This window comes from Pseudomonas sp. 50_B, from assembly GCF_017491625.1.
In the GTDB taxonomy this organism is placed as follows: Bacteria; Pseudomonadota; Gammaproteobacteria; order Pseudomonadales; family Pseudomonadaceae; genus Aquipseudomonas; species Aquipseudomonas danubii.
Map to the genome: position 1 here is coordinate 29037 of NZ_JAFGYX010000027.1, position 17922 is coordinate 46958.

The window sequence follows — 17922 nt, forward strand, 5'->3', positions numbered from 1 at the left end:
CATGAATTTATTGCGCCCTACCCTGCTGACGCTCGCTTGCCTGCTCGCCTCACCGGGCTTCGCCGACGACCTGCCGTCACTTGGTGACGCCAGTTCATCCATTGTCTCTCCACAACAGGAACACCAGCTGGGCCGTGCCTGGCTGGCGTTGCTACGCAGCCAGGTCTCGCAACTCAACGACCCGCAACTCAAGGACTATGTCGAAACCAGCGTCTACAAACTGGTGGAGACCAGCCAGGTCAACGACCGCCGCCTGGAGTTCATCCTGATCAACAGCCCGCAGCTCAACGCCTTCGCCGCCCCCGGCGGGATTGTCGGGGTCAACGGTGGCCTGTTTCTCAATGCCCAGACCGAGGGAGAGTACGCCTCGGTGATGGCTCACGAACTGGCGCACCTTTCCCAACGCCACTTTGCCCGCGGAGTTGAAGCTCAGCAGCGCATGCAGGTGCCAATGATGGCCGCCTTGCTGGCCGGGATCGTGATCGCTGCCGCCGGCGCCGGGGATGCGGGGATCGCCACCATCGCCGGCACCCAGGCCGCGGCCATCCAGGAACAGCGGCGCTTTTCCCGGCAAAACGAACAGGAAGCCGACCGCATCGGCATTCTCAATCTGGAGAAAGCCGGCTACGACCCACGCTCGATGCCTACCATGTTCGAACGTTTGATGCGCCAATACCGCTTCGATGCCAAGCCTCCGGAATTCCTCCTGACGCACCCGGTCACCGAATCGCGAATCGCCGACACTCGTAACCGCGCAGAACAGGCCAAACTCGGAGGCACCGAGGACAGCCTGCGCTATCAACTGATCCGTGCGCGGGTGCAGTTGAATTACGAAGAATCTCCAGGCCTGGCCGCCAAGCGCTTTCGCGCCCAGCTCGATGAAAACCCGAAGAACGACATTGCCCGTTACGGTCTGGCCATCGCCCAGATCAAGGGCAGCCAGTGGAACGAGGCTCGGGAAAACCTCAAGCCGCTGCTGGCCAAATCCCCCAATGATGTCACCTACAACCTGGCTCAGATCGAATTGGACATGGCCAACAACCGCCTGCCGGATGCGCAAGCTCGTGTGGAGCGGATGCTCAACCTGTACCCGGGCAACTACCCGCTGAATCAGATCCGAGTGGACCTGCTGCTCAAGCAGAACCGCCCCGCGGATGCGGAAAAGGCCCTGGAAGGCTTGCTGAAAAGCCGTCCGGACGATCCGGATGTCTGGTATCTGGTGGCGGAAACCCGCGGTCTGTCGGGCAATATCATTGGCCTGCACCAGGCCCGGGCCGAGTACTTCGCCCTGGTCGGCGACTACCGCCAAGCCATTCAGCAACTGGACTTCGCCAAACGGCGGGCCGGCAGCAACTTCCCACTGTCGTCGAGAATCGACGCTCGTCAGCGGGAGATGATGGACCAGGAGCAGATGGTCAAAGACATGATGCGCTGATGTTTCCAGGCGCCATAAAAAAGCCCGCCTCTTACGAGGCGGGCTTTTTACTGCGCGAGCACGGCGTCAGACGTATCACTCGGCCAGTTTGAAGGTAATGAAACTGGCTCGCCCCTGACGCAGTACACGCATGGACACCGAACGGTTCTTCGGCAGCGCCTTGGCGATTTCGGTGAACTCCTTGGCGGTGGTAATCGCCTGGTTGTTCAGGTGGGTGATCACGTCGCCCGGCTGCAGGCCGATCAACGCCGCTGGGCCATCCTGGACTTCCTTGATGACTACGCCACCCTTGAGGTCAAAAGCCTTTCTCTGCTCATCATTGAGCTCTACAACGGCTACGCCGAGACGGTTACTGCTGCGCTCGACGCCGGACTTGGGCAGCATGCTCAGATCCTTGTCTTCTTCAGGAATGGCGCCCACGGTGAGCTCGACATTCTTGCGCTTGCCTTCACGAATCACTTCCAGGTTGGCCTTGGCTCCGGCCTTCAGTGCCCCGACCAGATGCGGCAGGTCCGCCGACATGACAATAGGTTGACCATTGAGGCTGAGAATCACGTCCCCCACTTGCAGGCCGCCCTTGGCCGCTGGGCCTCCGTCCTGAACCTGCGCGACCAGTGCACCGGCAGGTTTTTCCAGACCAAAGGATTCTGCCAGGTCTTTATTGACCTCCTGAATCACTACGCCCAGCCAGCCACGACTGACCTTGCCACCGGTTTTCAGCTGATTGGAAACGTCCATGGCCACGTCGATAGGGATCGCGAAGGACACCCCCATGAAGCCACCGGAACGGGTGTATATCTGCGAGTTGATGCCCACCACTTCACCCGCCAGGTTGAACAGCGGGCCACCGGAGTTACCCGGGTTGATCGGCACGTCGGTCTGAATGAAGGGAACGTAGTTTTCATTTGGAAGACTGCGACCAATGGCACTGACGATGCCCTGGGTCACGGTGTGGTCGAAACCAAATGGCGAACCGATGGCCACGACCCACTGCCCGGCTTTCAGGTCCTGGGATTTACCCAGCTTCAGCACAGGCAGGTCCTTGCCATCGATCTTCAACAGCGCCACGTCGGAACGCGGATCGGTGCCTATCAGCTTGGCTTTCAATTCACTGCGGTCGGCCAGACGCACGAGAATCTCGTCCGCATCGGCGATCACGTGATTGTTGGTGAGGATGTAGCCATCCGGGGAAATGATGAAACCCGAGCCCAGGGACTGGGCTTCACGCTGGCGGTCCCCTCGCGGAGAGCGCTGCTGGGGCATGCCACGCTCGAAGAACTCCCGCAACATTGGCGGCAGGCCTTCCAGTTCGGGCATCTGTGCCGAGTTGGAAAACCGCCGATCAGGCAGCTTCTGCGTTGTACTGATATTCACCACAGCAGGCGAGGCCTGCTCGACCAGTTGGGTGAAATCAGGCAACTCGGCTGCCTGGGCAGACACGGCCTGCCCCAGCACCAGCACGGTGGCAAGAATGGTGAAGTAAGACTTCAAGCGTGGTATCGACATACGGCTCCCGTTACGACGAGCGTGGTTAAGCGATATGGAGCAAGTCGCACCGAAAATGCAGGGGCGGTACTTTTGCTCCAGGAACGACAAATAAGGTCAGAACCGAGGGGTTCTGACCTATAAAAAAACTTTGGGGATTTTGCAAATGAAATTGCTCACCAAACATTTCATCTTCTCAATTGTGGAGTAGGCATTACCGACCTCTTACACAACCAACAAAGGATCATTGCTTGGCGGTGGCATCGGAACGCATCGACAGCGCAATACGTTCAGCAGTGCCAATGGGGATTTCCCCGACCACGGTGACCATCATTTCGCCTTCAGGCGTGGTCAAGCGACGTGATACGGCAACAGTCGGACCAAGCTGGGTGCGGGTATCGGTAACCGTCGCCCCGTTGAGTGGTTCGAGGAACACCGAGAACCGCGCCAAACCGTCGTCATACAGTAAGCTGTTGACCAGGGTCTTGGTTTGCGGATCCTTGCGGGCGGAGCTACTGGTCAGCTCGAAACCTGGAGGTAGCCAGTCGGAATGCCAGGTTTGCGCAGTCTTGATGGCCGAAGCCTTGTCGCTATCCAGGCTCACGGGTTTGCAGTCAGCCCCAGCTTGCAACTCGGCATCTTCAGGAACATCTGCAGTATCCAGACGAGTGAACTGGAAGCGCTCCAATAGTTGTCCCTTGTCGTTCAACAACAGGGATTTGAGCGGCAGGCCGGTTTCCCGATCCAGATGCAACTCAAAGCCATAACGATGTTGATCTCTGGGCGTAACCGAAACGATGACTGCCTGACGCCCAGCCACGCGTGACTTGCCGATAACGGCAAGGTCATACCAATTCTTGAGCTTTTGCGGATCCAGCGCACGGGTCGCAGAGTCCGGAGCATCGCCCAACCCTGCCATCAACGTACCGCTGACGCACTGGGTGCGACCATCGACACGCACCACCTCTTGAGCAGATCCATCGAGCTGAACCAAACGCTCACGGACCTCTCCACCCTGGACGCGATGCCAGATGTTATGGGTAGAAAAACTACCGTTACGCTCGTAAACGAAAGTGCCCTGAAAGCTTTGCTGCTGTTCCGCTTGCCCAAGACGCTGCAACCAGCCCTGGGCTTCATCGGCGTGGGCTGGAACCACAAACCAGCCACTAAGCAGAAGCGAGAGTAGAGGTATGGCGCGCATGATCCTCCTTAGCGGTTTTCCAAGCTTGCCGCACGGGCATAAGGCAGTGCGCTTTCAGTGCCTTTGAGTGCAGCTTGTTGAGCATGCTGACGCAGGTAGCTTGGCAGACGCTGATCGTGCCAGCCTGGCTGCCCTTGCAATACGCCATTAGCCATGGGGCCAGTGGCTTCCGAGCTTTCATTGTAGCCGGCCAGTACAGCAGGGCCCTTAATTTGTGGAGTCGCCAGGGTAGGTTGAGCGGCTTGCTGAGCCAGTTCAACGCCTGCGATCTCATCTTGGTTGTACAGCCGCACACCGGCCAGTACCGCCACAGTCACCGATGCAGCTACCGCCAGACGGCCCAGACTGCGCCAAGGTCCACGGGACGCTTTGGCTGGTACGGCCTCATCAGCCAGAGCTGCCGAAACAGCAGCGGCGATGTCCAGACGTGGAAGCAGCAACTCCTTGTGCATAGCTGCCCGGGCGATTTGATAACGAGCCCAAGTCTCACGGGTTTCTACTTCGTCGACGGCATTCAACACCCGACGCAATTCCAGTTCGTCCGCTTCGTTATCCATCACCGCGGACAGCGATTCCTGCAGGGCTTCACGACTCATGGCGGTTCCTCTCTTGGCTGTCGCCGCTGTCTCAGGTTTCCTGCAACAACGGCTGCAGGGCTTTATCGATGGCTTCCCGAGCGCGGAAAATCCGGGAGCGCACGGTACCCACCGGACACTGCATGACGCTGGCAATGTCCTCGTAACTCAGACCATCGAATTCACGTAAAGTTAAGGCTGTACGCAAATCTTCAGGTAGTTGCTGAATGGTTCGATGGACGGTGCCTTCGATCTCATCCCGCAGCAATGCACGTTCCGGCGATTCGAGATCCTTCAGGCCATGATCGCCGTCATAGAACTCCGCATCCTCAGAACTGACATCGCTATCCGGCGGCCGGCGGCCGCGTGAAACCAGATAGTTTTTCGCCGTGTTGATGGCGATACGGTACAGCCACGTATAGAACGCGCTGTCCCCCCGAAAATTACCTAGTGCACGGTAAGCCTTGATAAAGGCTTCTTGTGCGACATCCTGGGCTTCATGGGTGTCGTGCACGAAACGCACGATCAACCCGAGAATTTTGTGCTGGTATTTCAGCACGAGCAGATCGAACGCTCGCTTGTCGCCACGCTGAACGCGCTCGACCAGCTGCTGATCCTCTTCCTGGGTTAGCATGAACACTCCTCGATAAACTCGGAGGAGGCTTGCATCACTAATCGATCAGGCTTGCAAACATAGACTCGGGCTTTTCGCAAAAGTTCTCCCCCTCCAAGCAAGTTTCCTGCGGGCTCTGATCCGGCACGCACGAAAAACGCAGCGCGGGCAAGGCCGGCTGCGCGAATAATCCTGTCGTCGATTTCTGTCACCAAGGGACAGATTGCAAACCCTGGCCAGAACCGACGCTGTCCCTTCTTTCAGGCAACCTTCTATTGAGTTTGGGGCCTTGGCAAAAGTTCCCAATCTTTATAGCTGCGCCGAACGAAGATTGTGTAACGGTGAAGAGAAAAACAGCCCTACTTCTTCGATCAACCCGCGCGGAAGCTTGAACGCCGCGAGTAGAGGCTGGTCGAGAGCAACGCTTTTGCTCAGCGAAGTCGCACAACGCCATGAAGGCGCGACTATTGTGCCGATCCCCCCCTCTATATACTAGTGGGCTGTGTGGCTGCTTTGACTCGCCGATTCAGGCGTCTGGCGCCAACCCCATATTGGGTCGCTTTGAGCGGAATCCTTCAAATGAGCCAACAGTTTCAACACGATGTTCTGGTGATTGGCAGCGGCGCTGCAGGCTTGAGTCTGGCCCTGACACTGCCCCGCCACTTGCGTATCGCCGTCCTGAGCAAAGGCGATCTGGCCAACGGTTCGACCTACTGGGCCCAAGGCGGCGTCGCTGCCGTTCTGGACGATACCGATACCGTCGAATCCCATGTCGATGACACCCTCAACGCCGGTGGCGGCCTGTGCCACGAAGATGCCGTGCGATTTACCGTGGAACACAGCCGCGAGGCCATCCAGTGGTTGATCGACCAGGGGGTTCTCTTTACCCGCGATGAAGACGCCAGCAGCGATGACAATGGCTTCGAGTTCCACCTGACCCGTGAAGGCGGTCACAGCCACCGACGGATCATCCATGCCGCAGACGCCACTGGCGCAGCCATTTTCAAGACACTGCTGGCCCAGGCCCGACAGCACCCCAATATCGAACTGCTGGAGCAGCGGGTTGCCGTTGACCTGATCACCGAAAAACGCCTGGGCCTGGAAGGTGATCGCTGCCTGGGCGCCTACGTACTCAACCGCGGCACGGGTGAAGTGGACACCTTCGGCGCCCGCTTCGTGATCCTCGCCTCCGGCGGTGCAGCCAAGGTCTACCTCTATACCAGCAACCCCGACAGTGCCTGTGGCGATGGCATCGCCATGGCGTGGCGCTCGGGTTGCCGGGTGGCCAACCTGGAGTTCAACCAGTTCCACCCCACCTGCCTGTATCACCCACTGGCCAAGAGCTTCCTGATCACCGAGGCCCTGCGCGGTGAAGGTGCCCACCTCAAGCTGCCCAACGGCGAACGCTTCATGCAGCGCTTCGACCCTCGGGCCGAACTGGCTCCCCGGGACATCGTCGCCCGGGCCATTGACCATGAAATGAAGCGCCTGGGGATCGACTGCGTCTACCTGGATATCAGCCACAAACCGGAAGCCTTCATCAAGACCCACTTCCCCACCGTGTATGAGCGCTGCCTGGAATTTTCCATCGACATCACCCGGCAGCCGATCCCAGTGGTGCCGGCCGCCCACTACACCTGCGGCGGCGTAATGGTCGATCAACAGGGGCGCACCGATGTGCCAGGCCTGTATGCCATTGGCGAAACCAGTTTCACTGGCCTCCACGGAGCCAACCGCATGGCCAGCAACTCGTTGCTGGAGTGTTTCGTCTACGCCCGCTCGGCAGCGGCCGACATTCTCCAGCAGTTGCCTCAGATCTCGATTCCCATCGCCCTGCCGGCCTGGGATGCCAGCCAGGTCACCGACTCTGACGAAGACGTGATCATTGCGCACAACTGGGACGAACTGCGGCGATTCATGTGGGACTACGTCGGTATCGTGCGGACCAACAAACGCCTGCAACGGGCTCAACACCGGGTTCGCCTGCTACTGGACGAAATCGACGAGTTCTACAGCAACTACAAGGTCAGCCGTGACTTGATCGAGTTGCGCAACCTGGCCCAGGTGGCCGAACTGATGATTCTCTCGGCCATGGAGCGCAAGGAAAGCCGCGGCCTGCACTACACCCTCGACTATCCGCAGCTGCTGCCTGAAGCTCGCGACACTATTCTGCTGCCGCCCACCTACGCCGGCCGAACTTGAGCCGCACCCGCAGACGCCGATGCTCATCGGCGGTCTGCGCGTCCCTCGGCACACAAAGGGAGCGCACCCAGCGCTCGCCCTGCAGACGGAAGCGCAATACCACGATCAGCGGCAATGCCAGGCTGTCAGGCCGCAACTGCACCACCTGCCAACCCGTGGCCGGACTCCACAGCTGCCAGCCCTCTGATGAATGCCGCAAGCGGCTGAATGCTCGGGAATGGGTCAACAAAATCTGTCGAGGCAGCACCCAGCCGCCGTGCAACTGGCACAGCAGGATGCCCAGCACCTTGGCCAAAGACGGGATATTCAGTAGGAAAATGGCAACCAGAGCGAATGCCTGGGCCAGCAGGTAAGCCGCCAGCAGTTGCCGTGAAGCACGCCAGCGGCACTCGAACAGCCTACTTGGGCTGGACACGGTCCAGAATCATGCGAACCATGCGCTGCAGCTCAGGATCCTCGGACTCGCTGCGTTCCATGAACCAGCCGAACATGTCCTGATCCTCACACTCCAGCAACTTGCGGTAGCACTCGCGATCGGTCTCATTGAGATGCGGGTACACCTCCCTGACGAACGGCACCAGCAATACGTCCAGCTCAAGCATGCCGCGACGGCTGTGCCAGTAGAGGCGATTCAGTTCAACATCTTCAACCATGGAGCGCTCCTCAAATAGAGCGCAAGTATACAGCCCGGGGAACACGAGAACAGTCGGCTTTGGTCGGTCACCACCTGTCCTTTGTGAACTATCCATTTCAGGGGCGCCCCCTTATGATGTGCCCCAGACTTTTTACCCTGCGATGAACCATGGCTGACTCCGCTTTTTTCTGCCCCCTGTCCCACGAAGGCGTCCTCGCCGTCCGCGGCCCTGATGCCAGCAAATTCCTTCAGGGTCAGTTGACCTGCAACCTCAATTACCTCAGCGACAGCCAGTCCAGCCTGGGCGCCCGTTGCAACCAGAAAGGCCGCATGCAGTCCAGTTTCCGTATCCTCCTGGAAGGTGACGGCTGCCTGCTGGCCATGGCCAGCGAACTGCTTGAGCCGCAACTGGCGGACCTGAAGAAATACGCAGTCTTCTCCAAGGCCAAGCTCACCGATGAAAGCGCCAACTGGGCGCGCTTCGGCCTCAGCCATGCCGACTCCAGCCTGAGCGGCCTGGGCCTTGAACTGCCCCAGGAAGACGGCGCCGTAGTCCGCGCCGACGGTCTGATTGCGGTGCGCGCCTCAAGCCACCGCGTCGAACTCTGGGTCCCGGCAGAACGCGCCGAGAGCCTGGGTCAGCAACTGGCTGCGCAACTGCCCCAGGGCGAGCTCAATCAGTGGCTGCTGGGCCAGATCCGCGCGGGCCTCGGCCAGGTCATGGCGCAGACCCGTGAACTGTTCATTCCGCAGATGCTCAACCTCCAGGCCGTGGGCGGCGTCAGCTTCAAGAAAGGCTGCTACACCGGTCAGGAAATCGTCGCCCGCATGCAATACCTGGGCAAGCTCAAGCGTCGCCTCTACCGACTTGCATTGCCCAGCGGCGAACTCCCCATTCCAGGCACCCCGCTGTTCTCCCCGACCCACAACAGCTCCATCGGTGAAGTGGTCCTGGCCGCCCAGGCACAAGACCAGGTGGAACTGCTGGCCGTGTTGCAGGCCGAAGCGGCAGAAGATGGCAACCTGCACCTGGGCGCACTCGAAGGGCCCGGTCTGCAATTGCTGGACCTGCCGTACCAGCTGGACCGCGATCGCGAAATCCAGCGCTGACCGACTCCCCCTTTCCTGCAACACCCTAGAGAACTGAAATGACTGAGCTGGCGCAAAAGGTCCAACAGGATTTGGTGGAGGCCATCGACAACGATGACCTGGTTCTGCCAACCCTACCGGAGGTGGCCATGCAGATTCGCCGGGCCGCCGAAGACCCGGAAATCAGCGTCAGCACCCTGAGCAAAGTGATAGGCCGCGACACCGCGTTGTCGGCGCGACTGATCAAGGTGGTCAACAGCCCACTGTTGCGGGCGGCCCAGGAAGTCACCGACCTGCATACCGCCATCACCCGCCTGGGAGTCAACTACAGCAGCAACCTGGCCATCGGCCTGGTGATGGAGCAGATCTTCAATGCCCGCTCCGAGGTGGTTGCACAGAAAATGCACGATGTGTGGCGCCGCAGCCTGGAAGTGGCCGGAGTCAGCTATGCCCTGTGCCGCCGCTACACCCAGCTCAAGCCCGACCAGGCAGCGCTCGGCGGACTGGTACACCAGATCGGCGTGCTGCCGATCCTGACCTACGCCGAAGACCACTACGAACTGCTTTCCGACCCGGTCAGCCTCAATCACGTGATCGAACGCATTCACCCGTTGCTGGGGGACAAGCTGCTACGGGTCTGGGAGTTCCCCGAGCAACTGGTGGAGATCCCCGGGCACTACCTGGAATTCAACCGCCAGACCAGCGGGATCGACTACGTCGACCTGGTCCAGGTGGCGACCCTGTACTGCCACAAAGACACAGATCACTCCCTCTCGCGCATTGACGCCTTCAGCGTGCCGGCGTTCAAGAAGCTGGGGATCGACCCGGAAAACCAGGCCATGTGCAGCGAGCTGCAAGAATCCCGCTCAATGCTCTACTGATCCTGACCCCGCGATAAAACTCACCCGCACTTTGAGCCCCGAAGGCAGGCCATCGTGCAGGCTGATCTGTGCCAGATGGGCGCGACAGATTTCCCCCACGATCGCCAGCCCCAACCCCGAACCGGCCACCTGCTGATTACGCCGGTAAAAACGTTCGAAGACCCGGTCGCGATCCTCCAGGGGAATACCCGGCCCGTCGTCCTCCACCTCCAGCACCCCCGGCGCCGATACCCGCAGCACCACATTGCCGCCCGACGGCGTGTGGGCCAGGGCGTTGTCCACCAGGTTGCTCAGCAGTTCATTGAGCAGGGTTGGCTCGCCCTTGAGCCACACCGGCTCGTCGGCTTCCAGGGCCAGGGCCACCCCCCTGGCATGGGCCAGAGGCGCCATGGCCATGCCCAGTTCCCGGGCCAACTGGCTGAGATCGAGCAACTGTGCGCCGCCCTCGGCGATCGCCCGGGCGCCATTTTCCACCCGGGCCAGGGACAGCAACTGATTGGCCAGGTGGGTCAAGCGATCGGTGCCCTGGGCCGCGCTTTCCAAGGTCGTACGCCAAGTGTCCGGCTCGCTGGAACGCAGCCCCAGCTCCAGACGGGCCTTGAGTGCCGCCAGCGGTGTTCGCAACTCATGGGCGGCCTCGGCAATAAACTGTGCCTGGCGCTCGAACTGCCCCCGCAGGCGTTCGGTGAAATGGTTCAAGGCCCGCACCAGGGGCCACAACTCACGCTGTACCGAAACCAGCGGCAGCGGCCGCAAGTCATCGGGCTGGCGCTCCTCCACCGCACCGCGCAAACGTTCCAGCGGACGCAAGGCGGCACTCACCGCAAACCACACCAGCAGCAACGCCCCCATGGCCAGCATTCCCAGGCGCAGCAAGGTGTCGGCCATCAAGCTACGGGCCATGGCGACCCGCGCCTCGTCGGTCTCCGCCACGCGAATTTCCGCCATGCCGTTCATGTTCGGCTCGCTGACCGCCTTGAGCAGGCTCACCACCCGCACGTTCTGGCCCTGATAGGTGGCATCGTAGAAGCGCGCCAGGGCCGGATAGTCATCGGTACGCGGAGTACCCGGCGGCGGACCAGGCAGGTTTTCGTAACCGGAGATCAGTTGCTGGTGAATATCGTTGACCTGGTAATAGATGCGCCCGGCACTGTCGTAGGCAAAGGTGTCCAGGGCCACATAGGGCACATTGGCGCTGAGGCTACCGTCACGCTGGGACAACCCGGCGGCAATGGTCCGCGCCGAGGCCAGCAGGGTGCGGTCATAGGCGGTGTCGGCGGCCTCACGGCCGTTCCAGTAGGCACTCAAGCCGCTGGCCAGCATCAGCACCACCAGCAGCAGCGCCAGGTTCCACAGCAACCGCCAGCGCAGGCTGCTGGGCCTATGCATCGCGGCTTTCCAACAGATAACCCAAGCCACGGAACGTCACGATGGCCACTGCATGGCCATCGAGCTTCTTGCGCAGACGGTGGACATAAATCTCGATGGCATCCGGGCTGGCCTCCTCATCCAGGCCGAACACCTGGGAGGCCAGTTGCTCCTTGCTCATCACCCGGCCGGGACGGGCAATCAATGCCTCGAGCACGGCCTGCTCGCGGGACGTCAGGGTCAGCAGTTCTTCGCCCAGGGTGAAGCGTCGGGTATCCAGGTCATAGGCCAGCACTCCGCAACGCTGCTGGCGCTCGCCCCCCAGCACGCTACGGCGCAACAGCGCCTTGACCCGGGCTTCGAGCTCGGTCAGTTCGAACGGCTTGGCCAGGTAATCGTCGGCCCCCAGGTTCAGACCGTGGACCCGATCCTTGACGTCACTGCGGGCAGTGAGCATCAGCACCGGCAGGTTCTTGCCCCGGGCCCGCAGGCGCGCCAGCACCTCGAAACCGTCCAGGCGCGGCAGGCCGACATCGAGGATCGCCATGGCGTATTCCTCACTGCCCAGAGCCAGGTCGGCGGCCACGCCATCGTGCAGCACATCCACGGTCAGGCCGGTGCTCTTGAGCGCCTGGGCGACACTTTCGGCCAGTTGCAGATGGTCTTCGACGAGCAGGACTCGCATGTTTTCTTACCTCGTGCCGGGGGGATCGACGCCGCTCTTTGGCGCGGAGTGTACCGCTGCATTCGCCGCTGTGAAGCCCGAAAACCGTGAAAGTACGTTGAAAGGTTAGCGAAAGGTTGGCCCTTTAGAGTCCGGCTACGGACAGTCTCGACTGCCCTGGCCCTGATGGCCGCTGATACGCAAAACGCCTCGAAGCGTTTTCGTCAAAATAAGAACAATAACGGAGTACCCCTGGATGCCGTCCACGCGCCCTCACGCCGTCACACCTGTATTTTTTTCCCGTCTGACCCCGACTGCCCTGGCCAGCGCCGCGGCCCTCGCCGGTGTCGCGCCCTTAAGCCAGGCCGCCTTCTTCGAAGACAGCAGCGCCACCTTCGAAACCCGCAATATGTATTTCAATCGCGACTTTCGCGACGGCACCAGCGCCCAGCAATCCAAGCGCGATGAATGGGCCCAGGGTTTCATGCTCAACCTGCAGTCGGGCTACACCGAAGGCACCGTGGGTTTCGGCCTGGACGCCCTGGGCATGCTCGGGGTCAAGCTCGATTCCAGCCCCGACCGCACCGGCACCGGCCTGCTGCCGACCCATGATGACGGACGCGCCGCCGACCAGTACTCCAAGCTCGGCCTGACCGGCAAAGTGAAGATCTCCGCCACCGAACTGAAAATCGGCAGCCTGATCCCCGAGCTACCGATCCTCAAGCCCAACGACGGGCGCATCCTGCCGCAGACCTTCGAAGGCGGCCTGCTGACCTCCAAGGAAATCAAGAACCTGACCTTCACCGGCGGGCGCCTGGACAAGGCCAAGGACCGCGACGACAGCAACTACGAGGACATCCGCCTCAACAACAAGAACAGCCGCTTCGCCGGCACCGTGGCCGGCAAGCACTTCAATTTCGGCGGCCTGGACTACAAGTTCACCGACAAGATCACCGGCAGCTACCACTTCGCCCAACTGGACGATGTCTACAACCAGCACTTCCTCGGCCTGGTAGCGTCCCAGCCCATGGGACCGGGCACCTTCGGCACCGACCTGCGCCTGGCCATCAGCGACGACCAGGGCCAGGCCCGGGGCGGCAAGATCGACAACAAATCCCTCAACGGCCTGGTGAGCTATGCCCTGAACGGACATAAACTCAGCGCCGGCTACCAGCACATGTCCGGCGACAGCGCCTTCCCCTATGTCGATGGCAGCGACCCGTACCTGGTGAACTTCGTGCAGATCAACGACTTCGCCGGCGCCGAGGAACGCTCCTGGCAGGCCCGCTATGACTACGACTTCGCCAAGCTGGGGATTCCCGGCCTGAGCTTCATGACCCGCTACCTCAGCGGCGACAACATCGCCCTGAAAAACGGCGACACCGGCAAAGAGTGGGAACGCAACACCGAGGTCAAATACGTGGTGCAAAGCGGCACCTTCAAGGACGTCGCCGTGCGCCTGCGCAACGCCACCTACCGTTCCAACTATTCGGCACGCGATGCCGATGAAGTGCGCCTGCTGGTGAGCTACAGCGTGGCCCTGTGGTAAGCCACCCGTATCACACTGCGTCGCAGGAGCTGGCTTGCCAGCTCCTGCGGAAAAAGGGTCGGGGATGACCCGGACATACCGATAACAACAACTCCTGTGGAGACGTTCATGGACCTTTCACTGCGCAAACTAGCCCTCGCCGCCGGCTGCATGTTGTTCGCCGGCCAACTGCTGGCCGCGACCGCCGAGCCCAAACGCCCGGAATGCATCGCCCCGGCCTCCCCCGGCGGCGGTTTCGACCTGACCTGCAAGCTGGCGCAAAGCGCCCTGGTCAACGAAAAACTCCTCACCAAGCCGATGCGCGTCACCTACATGCCTGGTGGTGTCGGTGCCGTGGCCTACAACGCCGTGGTGGCCCAGCGTCCCGCCGACGCCGGAACCCTGGTGGCCTGGTCCAGCGGTTCGCTGCTGAACCTGGCCCAGGGCAAGTTCGGCCGTTTCGATGAAAGCGCGGTGCGCTGGCTGGCAGCGGTCGGCACCAGCTACGGCGCTATCGCAGTGAAAAGCGACTCGCCCTACAAGACCCTCGACGATCTGGTCCAAGCCCTGAAGAAAGATCCAAGCAAAGTGGTGATAGGTTCCGGCGGCACCGTAGGCAGCCAGGACTGGATGCAGACCGCACTGATCGCCAAGGCCGCCGGGATCAACCCTCGGGACCTGCGCTACGTCGCCCTGGAAGGCGGCGGTGAAATCGCCACCGCCCTGCTGGGCGGACACATCCAGGTGGGCAGCACCGACATCTCCGACTCCATGCCCCATATCCAGGCCGGCGACATGCGCCTGCTGGCGGTGTTCTCCGAACAGCGTCTGGACGAGCCGGAAATGAAAGACATCCCCACCGCCAAGGAGCAGGGCTACGACATCGTCTGGCCGGTGGTACGCGGTTTCTACCTCGGGCCGAAAGTCACCGACGAGGAATACGCCTGGTGGAAAAATGCCTTCGACCAGCTCCTGGCCTCCGAAGAGTTCGCCAAGCTGCGTGACCAGCGCGAGCTGTTCCCCTTCGCCCTGACCGGCCCCGAGTTGGACACCTATGTGAAGAAACAGGTGGCCGACTACAAGACCCTGGCCAAAGAGTTCGGCCTGATCCAGTGACCGTCCCTTGCTAAAGGCGCGGCCCTCGCGCATCGAGGGCCGCGCCCAGGAGTTAGCCATGCTCGTTCAACGTCTCTTCGCTGCGGTGTTGCTGCTGGCCTGTGCCGGCCTGGCACTGATGGCCTGGCCGTATCAGGCGGCCTTTTCCTATGAACCCGTGGGCCCGCGGGCCTTCCCTTTGCTGATGCTCGGCCTGATGGGGCTGGCCCTGCTGTACATGCTGTTTCGCCCGACACCCATCAAGCACAGCGAAGATGAACCGCCCCTGGACCGGGAAACCCTGACCAAGATCACGATCTGCGTGACCTTGCTGCTGGTGTTCGCCGGAACCTTCGAACCCCTGGGTTTCATCGTCGCCAGTGTCCTCATCGGCGTACCCATGGCACGGCTCTACGGCGGCCGCTGGCTGCCTAGCCTGGTGATCATCAGCCTGCTCAGTGTCGGCCTCTACTGGTTGTTCGACCGGGTCATGGACGTACCACTGCCCCTCGGCCTGCTCGACGTTCTGGAGAATTGATATGGATACCCTCAGTTATCTGGGCCAGGGCTTCGGCGTTGCACTGACCCCCTACAACCTGGTCACCGCCCTGTCCGGCACCCTGATCGGCACCGTGGTCGGCCTGCTCCCGGGCCTGGGCCCGATCAATGGTGTGGCCCTGTTGATCCCCATTGCCTTCGCCCTGGGCCTGCCGCCGGAGTCGGCGCTGATCCTGTTGGCGGCGGTGTACCTGGGTTGCGAATACGGCGGCCGCATCAGTTCGATCCTGCTGAACATTCCGGGCGAAGCCTCCACCGTGATGACCACCCTGGACGGTTACCCCATGGCCCGCAAAGGCCTGGCGGGCGTGGCCCTGTCACTCTCGGCCTGGAGCTCGTTCATCGGCGCCTTCATCGCCACCTGCGGCATGGTGCTGTTCGCCCCGCTGCTGGCCAAGTGGGCGATCGCCTTCGGCCCGGCGGAGTACTTCGTGCTGATGGTGTTCGCCATCGTCTGCCTGGGCGGCATGGCCGGCGATCGGCCGCTTAAGACCTTCATTGCGGCGCTGATCGGCCTGTTCCTGTCGGCGGTGGGCATCGACGCCAACAGCGGCGTGTACCGCTTCACCGGGGACAACATCCACCTCACCGACGGCATCCAGTTCGTGGTGCTGGTGCTGGGCCTGTTCTCTATCAGCGAGATTCTGTTGCTGCTGGAGAAGACCCATCGCGGCCAGGAAGCGGTGAAAGCCACCGGACGCATGATGTTCAACTTCAAGGAAGCGGCCTCGGTGTTCGTGGTGAACATCCGCTGCGGCCTGCTGGGCTTCATCATGGGCGTACTGCCCGGTGCCGGCGCGACCCTGGCCAGCGCCGTGGCCTACATGACCGAGAAACGCATCGCCGGCGCCAGCGGCACCTTCGGCGAAGGCGACAAGCGCGGCCTGGCCGCCCCGGAAACCGCCATCGGCGCCTCGGCCTGCGGTGCCCTGGTGCCGATGCTGACCCTCGGCGTTCCCGGCTCCGGCACCACGGCGGTGATGATCGGCGCCCTGTCGCTGTACAACATCACGCCCGGCCCACTGCTGTTTCAGCAGCAGCCGGACATTGTCTGGGGCCTGATCGCCTCGCTGTTCGTCGCCAACATCATGCTGGTGATCCTCAACATCCCGATGATCCGCCTCTTCACCCGCATCCTCGCCGTGCCGAACTGGGCCCTGGTGCCGGTGATCGCGATCATTACCGGGATTGGCGTCTACGCGGTGCACGCCACCACCTTCGACCTGTTCCTGATGGTGGGTATCGGCATCTTCGGCTACATCCTGCGCAAGCTGGACTTCCCGCTGTCGCCAGTGCTGCTGGGCTTCATCCTCGGCGGCTTGATGGAGCAGAACCTGCGCCGGGCGCTGTCGATCTCCAATGGCGCGATGGAGATCCTCTGGTCGAGCCCGATCACGGTCGGGGTCTGGGTGTTGACCCTCCTCATGCTGTTCATGCCGCTGCTGCGCATCTGGCGCAAGCGTTCGGCCCAGCAACGTGCCGTGGCCGATGTCTGAAGCCCGCTTCAGACAATGGTGGGGCACGCCCCTGGTGGGCCTGGCTGGCGGTTATCTCGCCAGCCAGATCGGCTGGCCATTGCCCTGGATGGTCGGCTCGTTGCTGGCGATCATCCTGGTGCGCTGCCTGACGCCCTGGCAATTGGCGGAAATCCCCGGCGGCCGTAAATGCGGGCAATGGGTGGTCGGCATCGGCATTGGCCTGCACTTCACGCCGCAGGTGATGGAACAGGTCATGAGCCACTTTGGCCTGATCTTCTTCGGCGCCCTGGTCACCAGCCTGTCCAGCGTGGTCGGGGTGTGGTTGCTGCGGCGCACCGGAGAGGACCGGGCCACCGCGTTTTTCTCCAGCATGCCCGGCGGCTCCGGGGAGATGGTCAATCTCGGCGCGCGCAATGGAGCGGTGCTCAGCCGCGTGGCGGCTGGGCAGAGCCTGCGGGTGCTGGCCGTGGTGCTCTGTGTTCCAGCGGCCTTCAAATATCTGCTGGGGGAAGGCACCCCCGCCCTGCATGCCACCAGCGTGGACTGGCAGTGGCTGGCCCTGCTGTTTCCCGCGGGCGCGCTGCTGGCCTGGATCTGGCAGCGTCTGCACCAACCCAACCCCTGGCTGTTCGGCCCCTTGCTGCTCAGCGCTACGGTGAGCATCGCCTGGGACCTGCACATCGGCCTGCCCGAGGGCGGCAGTCAGGTGGGCCAATGGCTGATCGGCAGCGGCCTGGGCTGTCACTTCAATCGACAGTTCTTCCGCCGGGCGCCGTCGTTCATGGGACGGACCTTGATCGGCACCGCCCTGAGCATGCTGATCGCCGGCCTTGCGGCCCTGGGCCTGAGTGTGTTGACCCACTTGGATCTACGTTCGCTGACATTGGGCATGATGCCCGGCGGTATCGCGGAAATGAGCCTGACGGCCGAGACCCTGCAACTGTCGGTGCCACTGGTGACCGCCATGCAGGTGATGAGGTTGTTGTTCGTACTGTTTCTCGCCGAGCCCCTGTTCCGCCACTGGAACAAAGGCCCCCTGTAGCTGCTGCCGCGGGCGGCGACAAGGTTCACAGCCTTCACCGCCGCGTCCCTACGGGCCGTTCGCAGCCTGCGGCA

General features: G+C 61.8%; 17 protein-coding genes. 9 read left to right on the plus strand and 8 right to left on the minus strand.

The annotated features are described in order from the left end of the window. The first annotated feature begins 1 nt into the window (after window position 1). The gene (locus tag J5M73_RS27120) at window positions 2–1435 is read left to right on the plus strand and encodes a M48 family metalloprotease (protein WP_102861602.1); all 1434 of its coding nucleotides are present in this window, start codon (window positions 2–4) and stop codon (window positions 1433–1435) included. A 75-nt stretch (window positions 1436–1510) separates the two neighbouring features. On the opposite strand, the gene J5M73_RS27125 is transcribed toward J5M73_RS27120, so the two are convergent. The 4 genes from J5M73_RS27125 to rpoE form a co-directional block, all read right to left on the minus strand. Beyond that, the gene (locus tag J5M73_RS27125) at window positions 1511–2941 is read right to left on the minus strand and encodes a DegQ family serine endoprotease (protein ID WP_102861601.1); all 1431 of its coding nucleotides are present in this window, start codon (window positions 2939–2941) and stop codon (window positions 1511–1513) included. A 223-nt stretch (window positions 2942–3164) separates the two neighbouring features. Then, window positions 3165–4121, minus strand: coding sequence for a MucB/RseB C-terminal domain-containing protein (locus J5M73_RS27130; RefSeq protein ID WP_102861600.1), 957 nt, complete (start codon window positions 4119–4121; stop codon window positions 3165–3167). An 8-nt stretch (window positions 4122–4129) separates the two neighbouring features. Next, window positions 4130–4717 carry an anti sigma-E factor RseA C-terminal domain-containing protein gene (locus tag J5M73_RS27135; protein WP_102861599.1) on the minus strand — a complete coding sequence of 196 codons (588 nt, stop codon included), beginning with the start codon at window positions 4715–4717 and terminating at the stop codon, window positions 4130–4132. 31 nt (window positions 4718–4748) lie between these two features. Continuing rightward, window positions 4749–5330, minus strand: a complete 582-nt coding sequence (rpoE, locus tag J5M73_RS27140; RefSeq protein ID WP_007930230.1) for an RNA polymerase sigma factor RpoE — start codon at window positions 5328–5330, stop codon at window positions 4749–4751. Between the two features lie 558 nt (window positions 5331–5888). On the opposite strand from rpoE, the gene nadB reads away from it, so the two are divergent. Continuing rightward, window positions 5889–7511: an L-aspartate oxidase gene (gene nadB / locus J5M73_RS27145; protein ID WP_207816538.1), complete on the plus strand. Its 1623-nt coding sequence runs from the start codon at window positions 5889–5891 to the stop codon at window positions 7509–7511. Here nadB and J5M73_RS27150 read toward each other — a convergent pair. Then, window positions 7474–7926: a protein YgfX gene (locus J5M73_RS27150; RefSeq protein ID WP_102861597.1), complete on the minus strand. Its 453-nt coding sequence runs from the start codon at window positions 7924–7926 to the stop codon at window positions 7474–7476. The two genes, nadB and J5M73_RS27150, sit on opposite strands and share 38 nt — an antisense overlap. Further along, window positions 7910–8164, minus strand: coding sequence for a succinate dehydrogenase assembly factor 2 (locus J5M73_RS27155; RefSeq protein WP_011059785.1), 255 nt, complete (start codon window positions 8162–8164; stop codon window positions 7910–7912). The genes J5M73_RS27150 and J5M73_RS27155 overlap by 17 nt, the downstream gene beginning before the upstream one ends. 149 nt (window positions 8165–8313) lie before the next feature. On the opposite strand from J5M73_RS27155, the gene J5M73_RS27160 reads away from it, so the two are divergent. Together J5M73_RS27160 and J5M73_RS27165 are read left to right on the plus strand one after the other, a co-directional pair. Next, window positions 8314–9255, plus strand: coding sequence for a folate-binding protein YgfZ (locus J5M73_RS27160; RefSeq protein ID WP_102861596.1), 942 nt, complete (start codon window positions 8314–8316; stop codon window positions 9253–9255). 38 nt (window positions 9256–9293) lie between these two features. After that, window positions 9294–10115 carry an HDOD domain-containing protein gene (locus J5M73_RS27165; RefSeq protein ID WP_102861595.1) on the plus strand — a complete coding sequence of 274 codons (822 nt, stop codon included), beginning with the start codon at window positions 9294–9296 and terminating at the stop codon, window positions 10113–10115. Here the strand turns inward: J5M73_RS27165 and J5M73_RS27170 are convergent. Together J5M73_RS27170 and J5M73_RS27175 are read right to left on the minus strand one after the other, a co-directional pair. Further along, window positions 10101–11504, minus strand: a complete 1404-nt coding sequence (locus tag J5M73_RS27170; protein ID WP_102861594.1) for a sensor histidine kinase — start codon at window positions 11502–11504, stop codon at window positions 10101–10103. The genes J5M73_RS27165 and J5M73_RS27170 overlap by 15 nt on opposite strands. Further along, a complete protein-coding gene (locus J5M73_RS27175; protein ID WP_102861593.1) occupies window positions 11497–12168 on the minus strand; it encodes a response regulator in 672 nt (223 codons plus the stop codon). The genes J5M73_RS27170 and J5M73_RS27175 overlap by 8 nt, the downstream gene beginning before the upstream one ends. A gap of 235 nt (window positions 12169–12403) precedes the next feature. Between J5M73_RS27175 and J5M73_RS27180 the strand changes: the two genes are divergently transcribed. The 5 genes from J5M73_RS27180 to J5M73_RS27200 all read left to right on the plus strand — a co-directional run bounded on the left by J5M73_RS27180 (window position 12404) and on the right by J5M73_RS27200 (window position 17848). After that, the gene (locus J5M73_RS27180; protein ID WP_102861592.1) at window positions 12404–13696 is read left to right on the plus strand and encodes an OprD family porin; all 1293 of its coding nucleotides are present in this window, start codon (window positions 12404–12406) and stop codon (window positions 13694–13696) included. Between the two features lie 108 nt (window positions 13697–13804). After that, complete coding sequence (locus J5M73_RS27185) at window positions 13805–14791, plus strand: tripartite tricarboxylate transporter substrate binding protein (protein WP_102861591.1); 987 nt, start codon at window positions 13805–13807, stop codon at window positions 14789–14791. A gap of 58 nt (window positions 14792–14849) precedes the next feature. Continuing rightward, window positions 14850–15308, plus strand: a complete 459-nt coding sequence (locus J5M73_RS27190; RefSeq protein WP_102861590.1) for a tripartite tricarboxylate transporter TctB family protein — start codon at window positions 14850–14852, stop codon at window positions 15306–15308. Window position 15309: 1 nt separating this feature from the next. Further along, entirely contained in the window at window positions 15310–16824 is a 1515-nt protein-coding gene (locus tag J5M73_RS27195) for a tripartite tricarboxylate transporter permease (protein WP_102861589.1), read from the plus strand. Then, the gene (locus J5M73_RS27200) at window positions 16817–17848 is read left to right on the plus strand and encodes an AbrB family transcriptional regulator (protein ID WP_102861588.1); all 1032 of its coding nucleotides are present in this window, start codon (window positions 16817–16819) and stop codon (window positions 17846–17848) included. The genes J5M73_RS27195 and J5M73_RS27200 overlap by 8 nt, the downstream gene beginning before the upstream one ends. Window positions 17849–17922 lie beyond the last annotated feature (74 nt).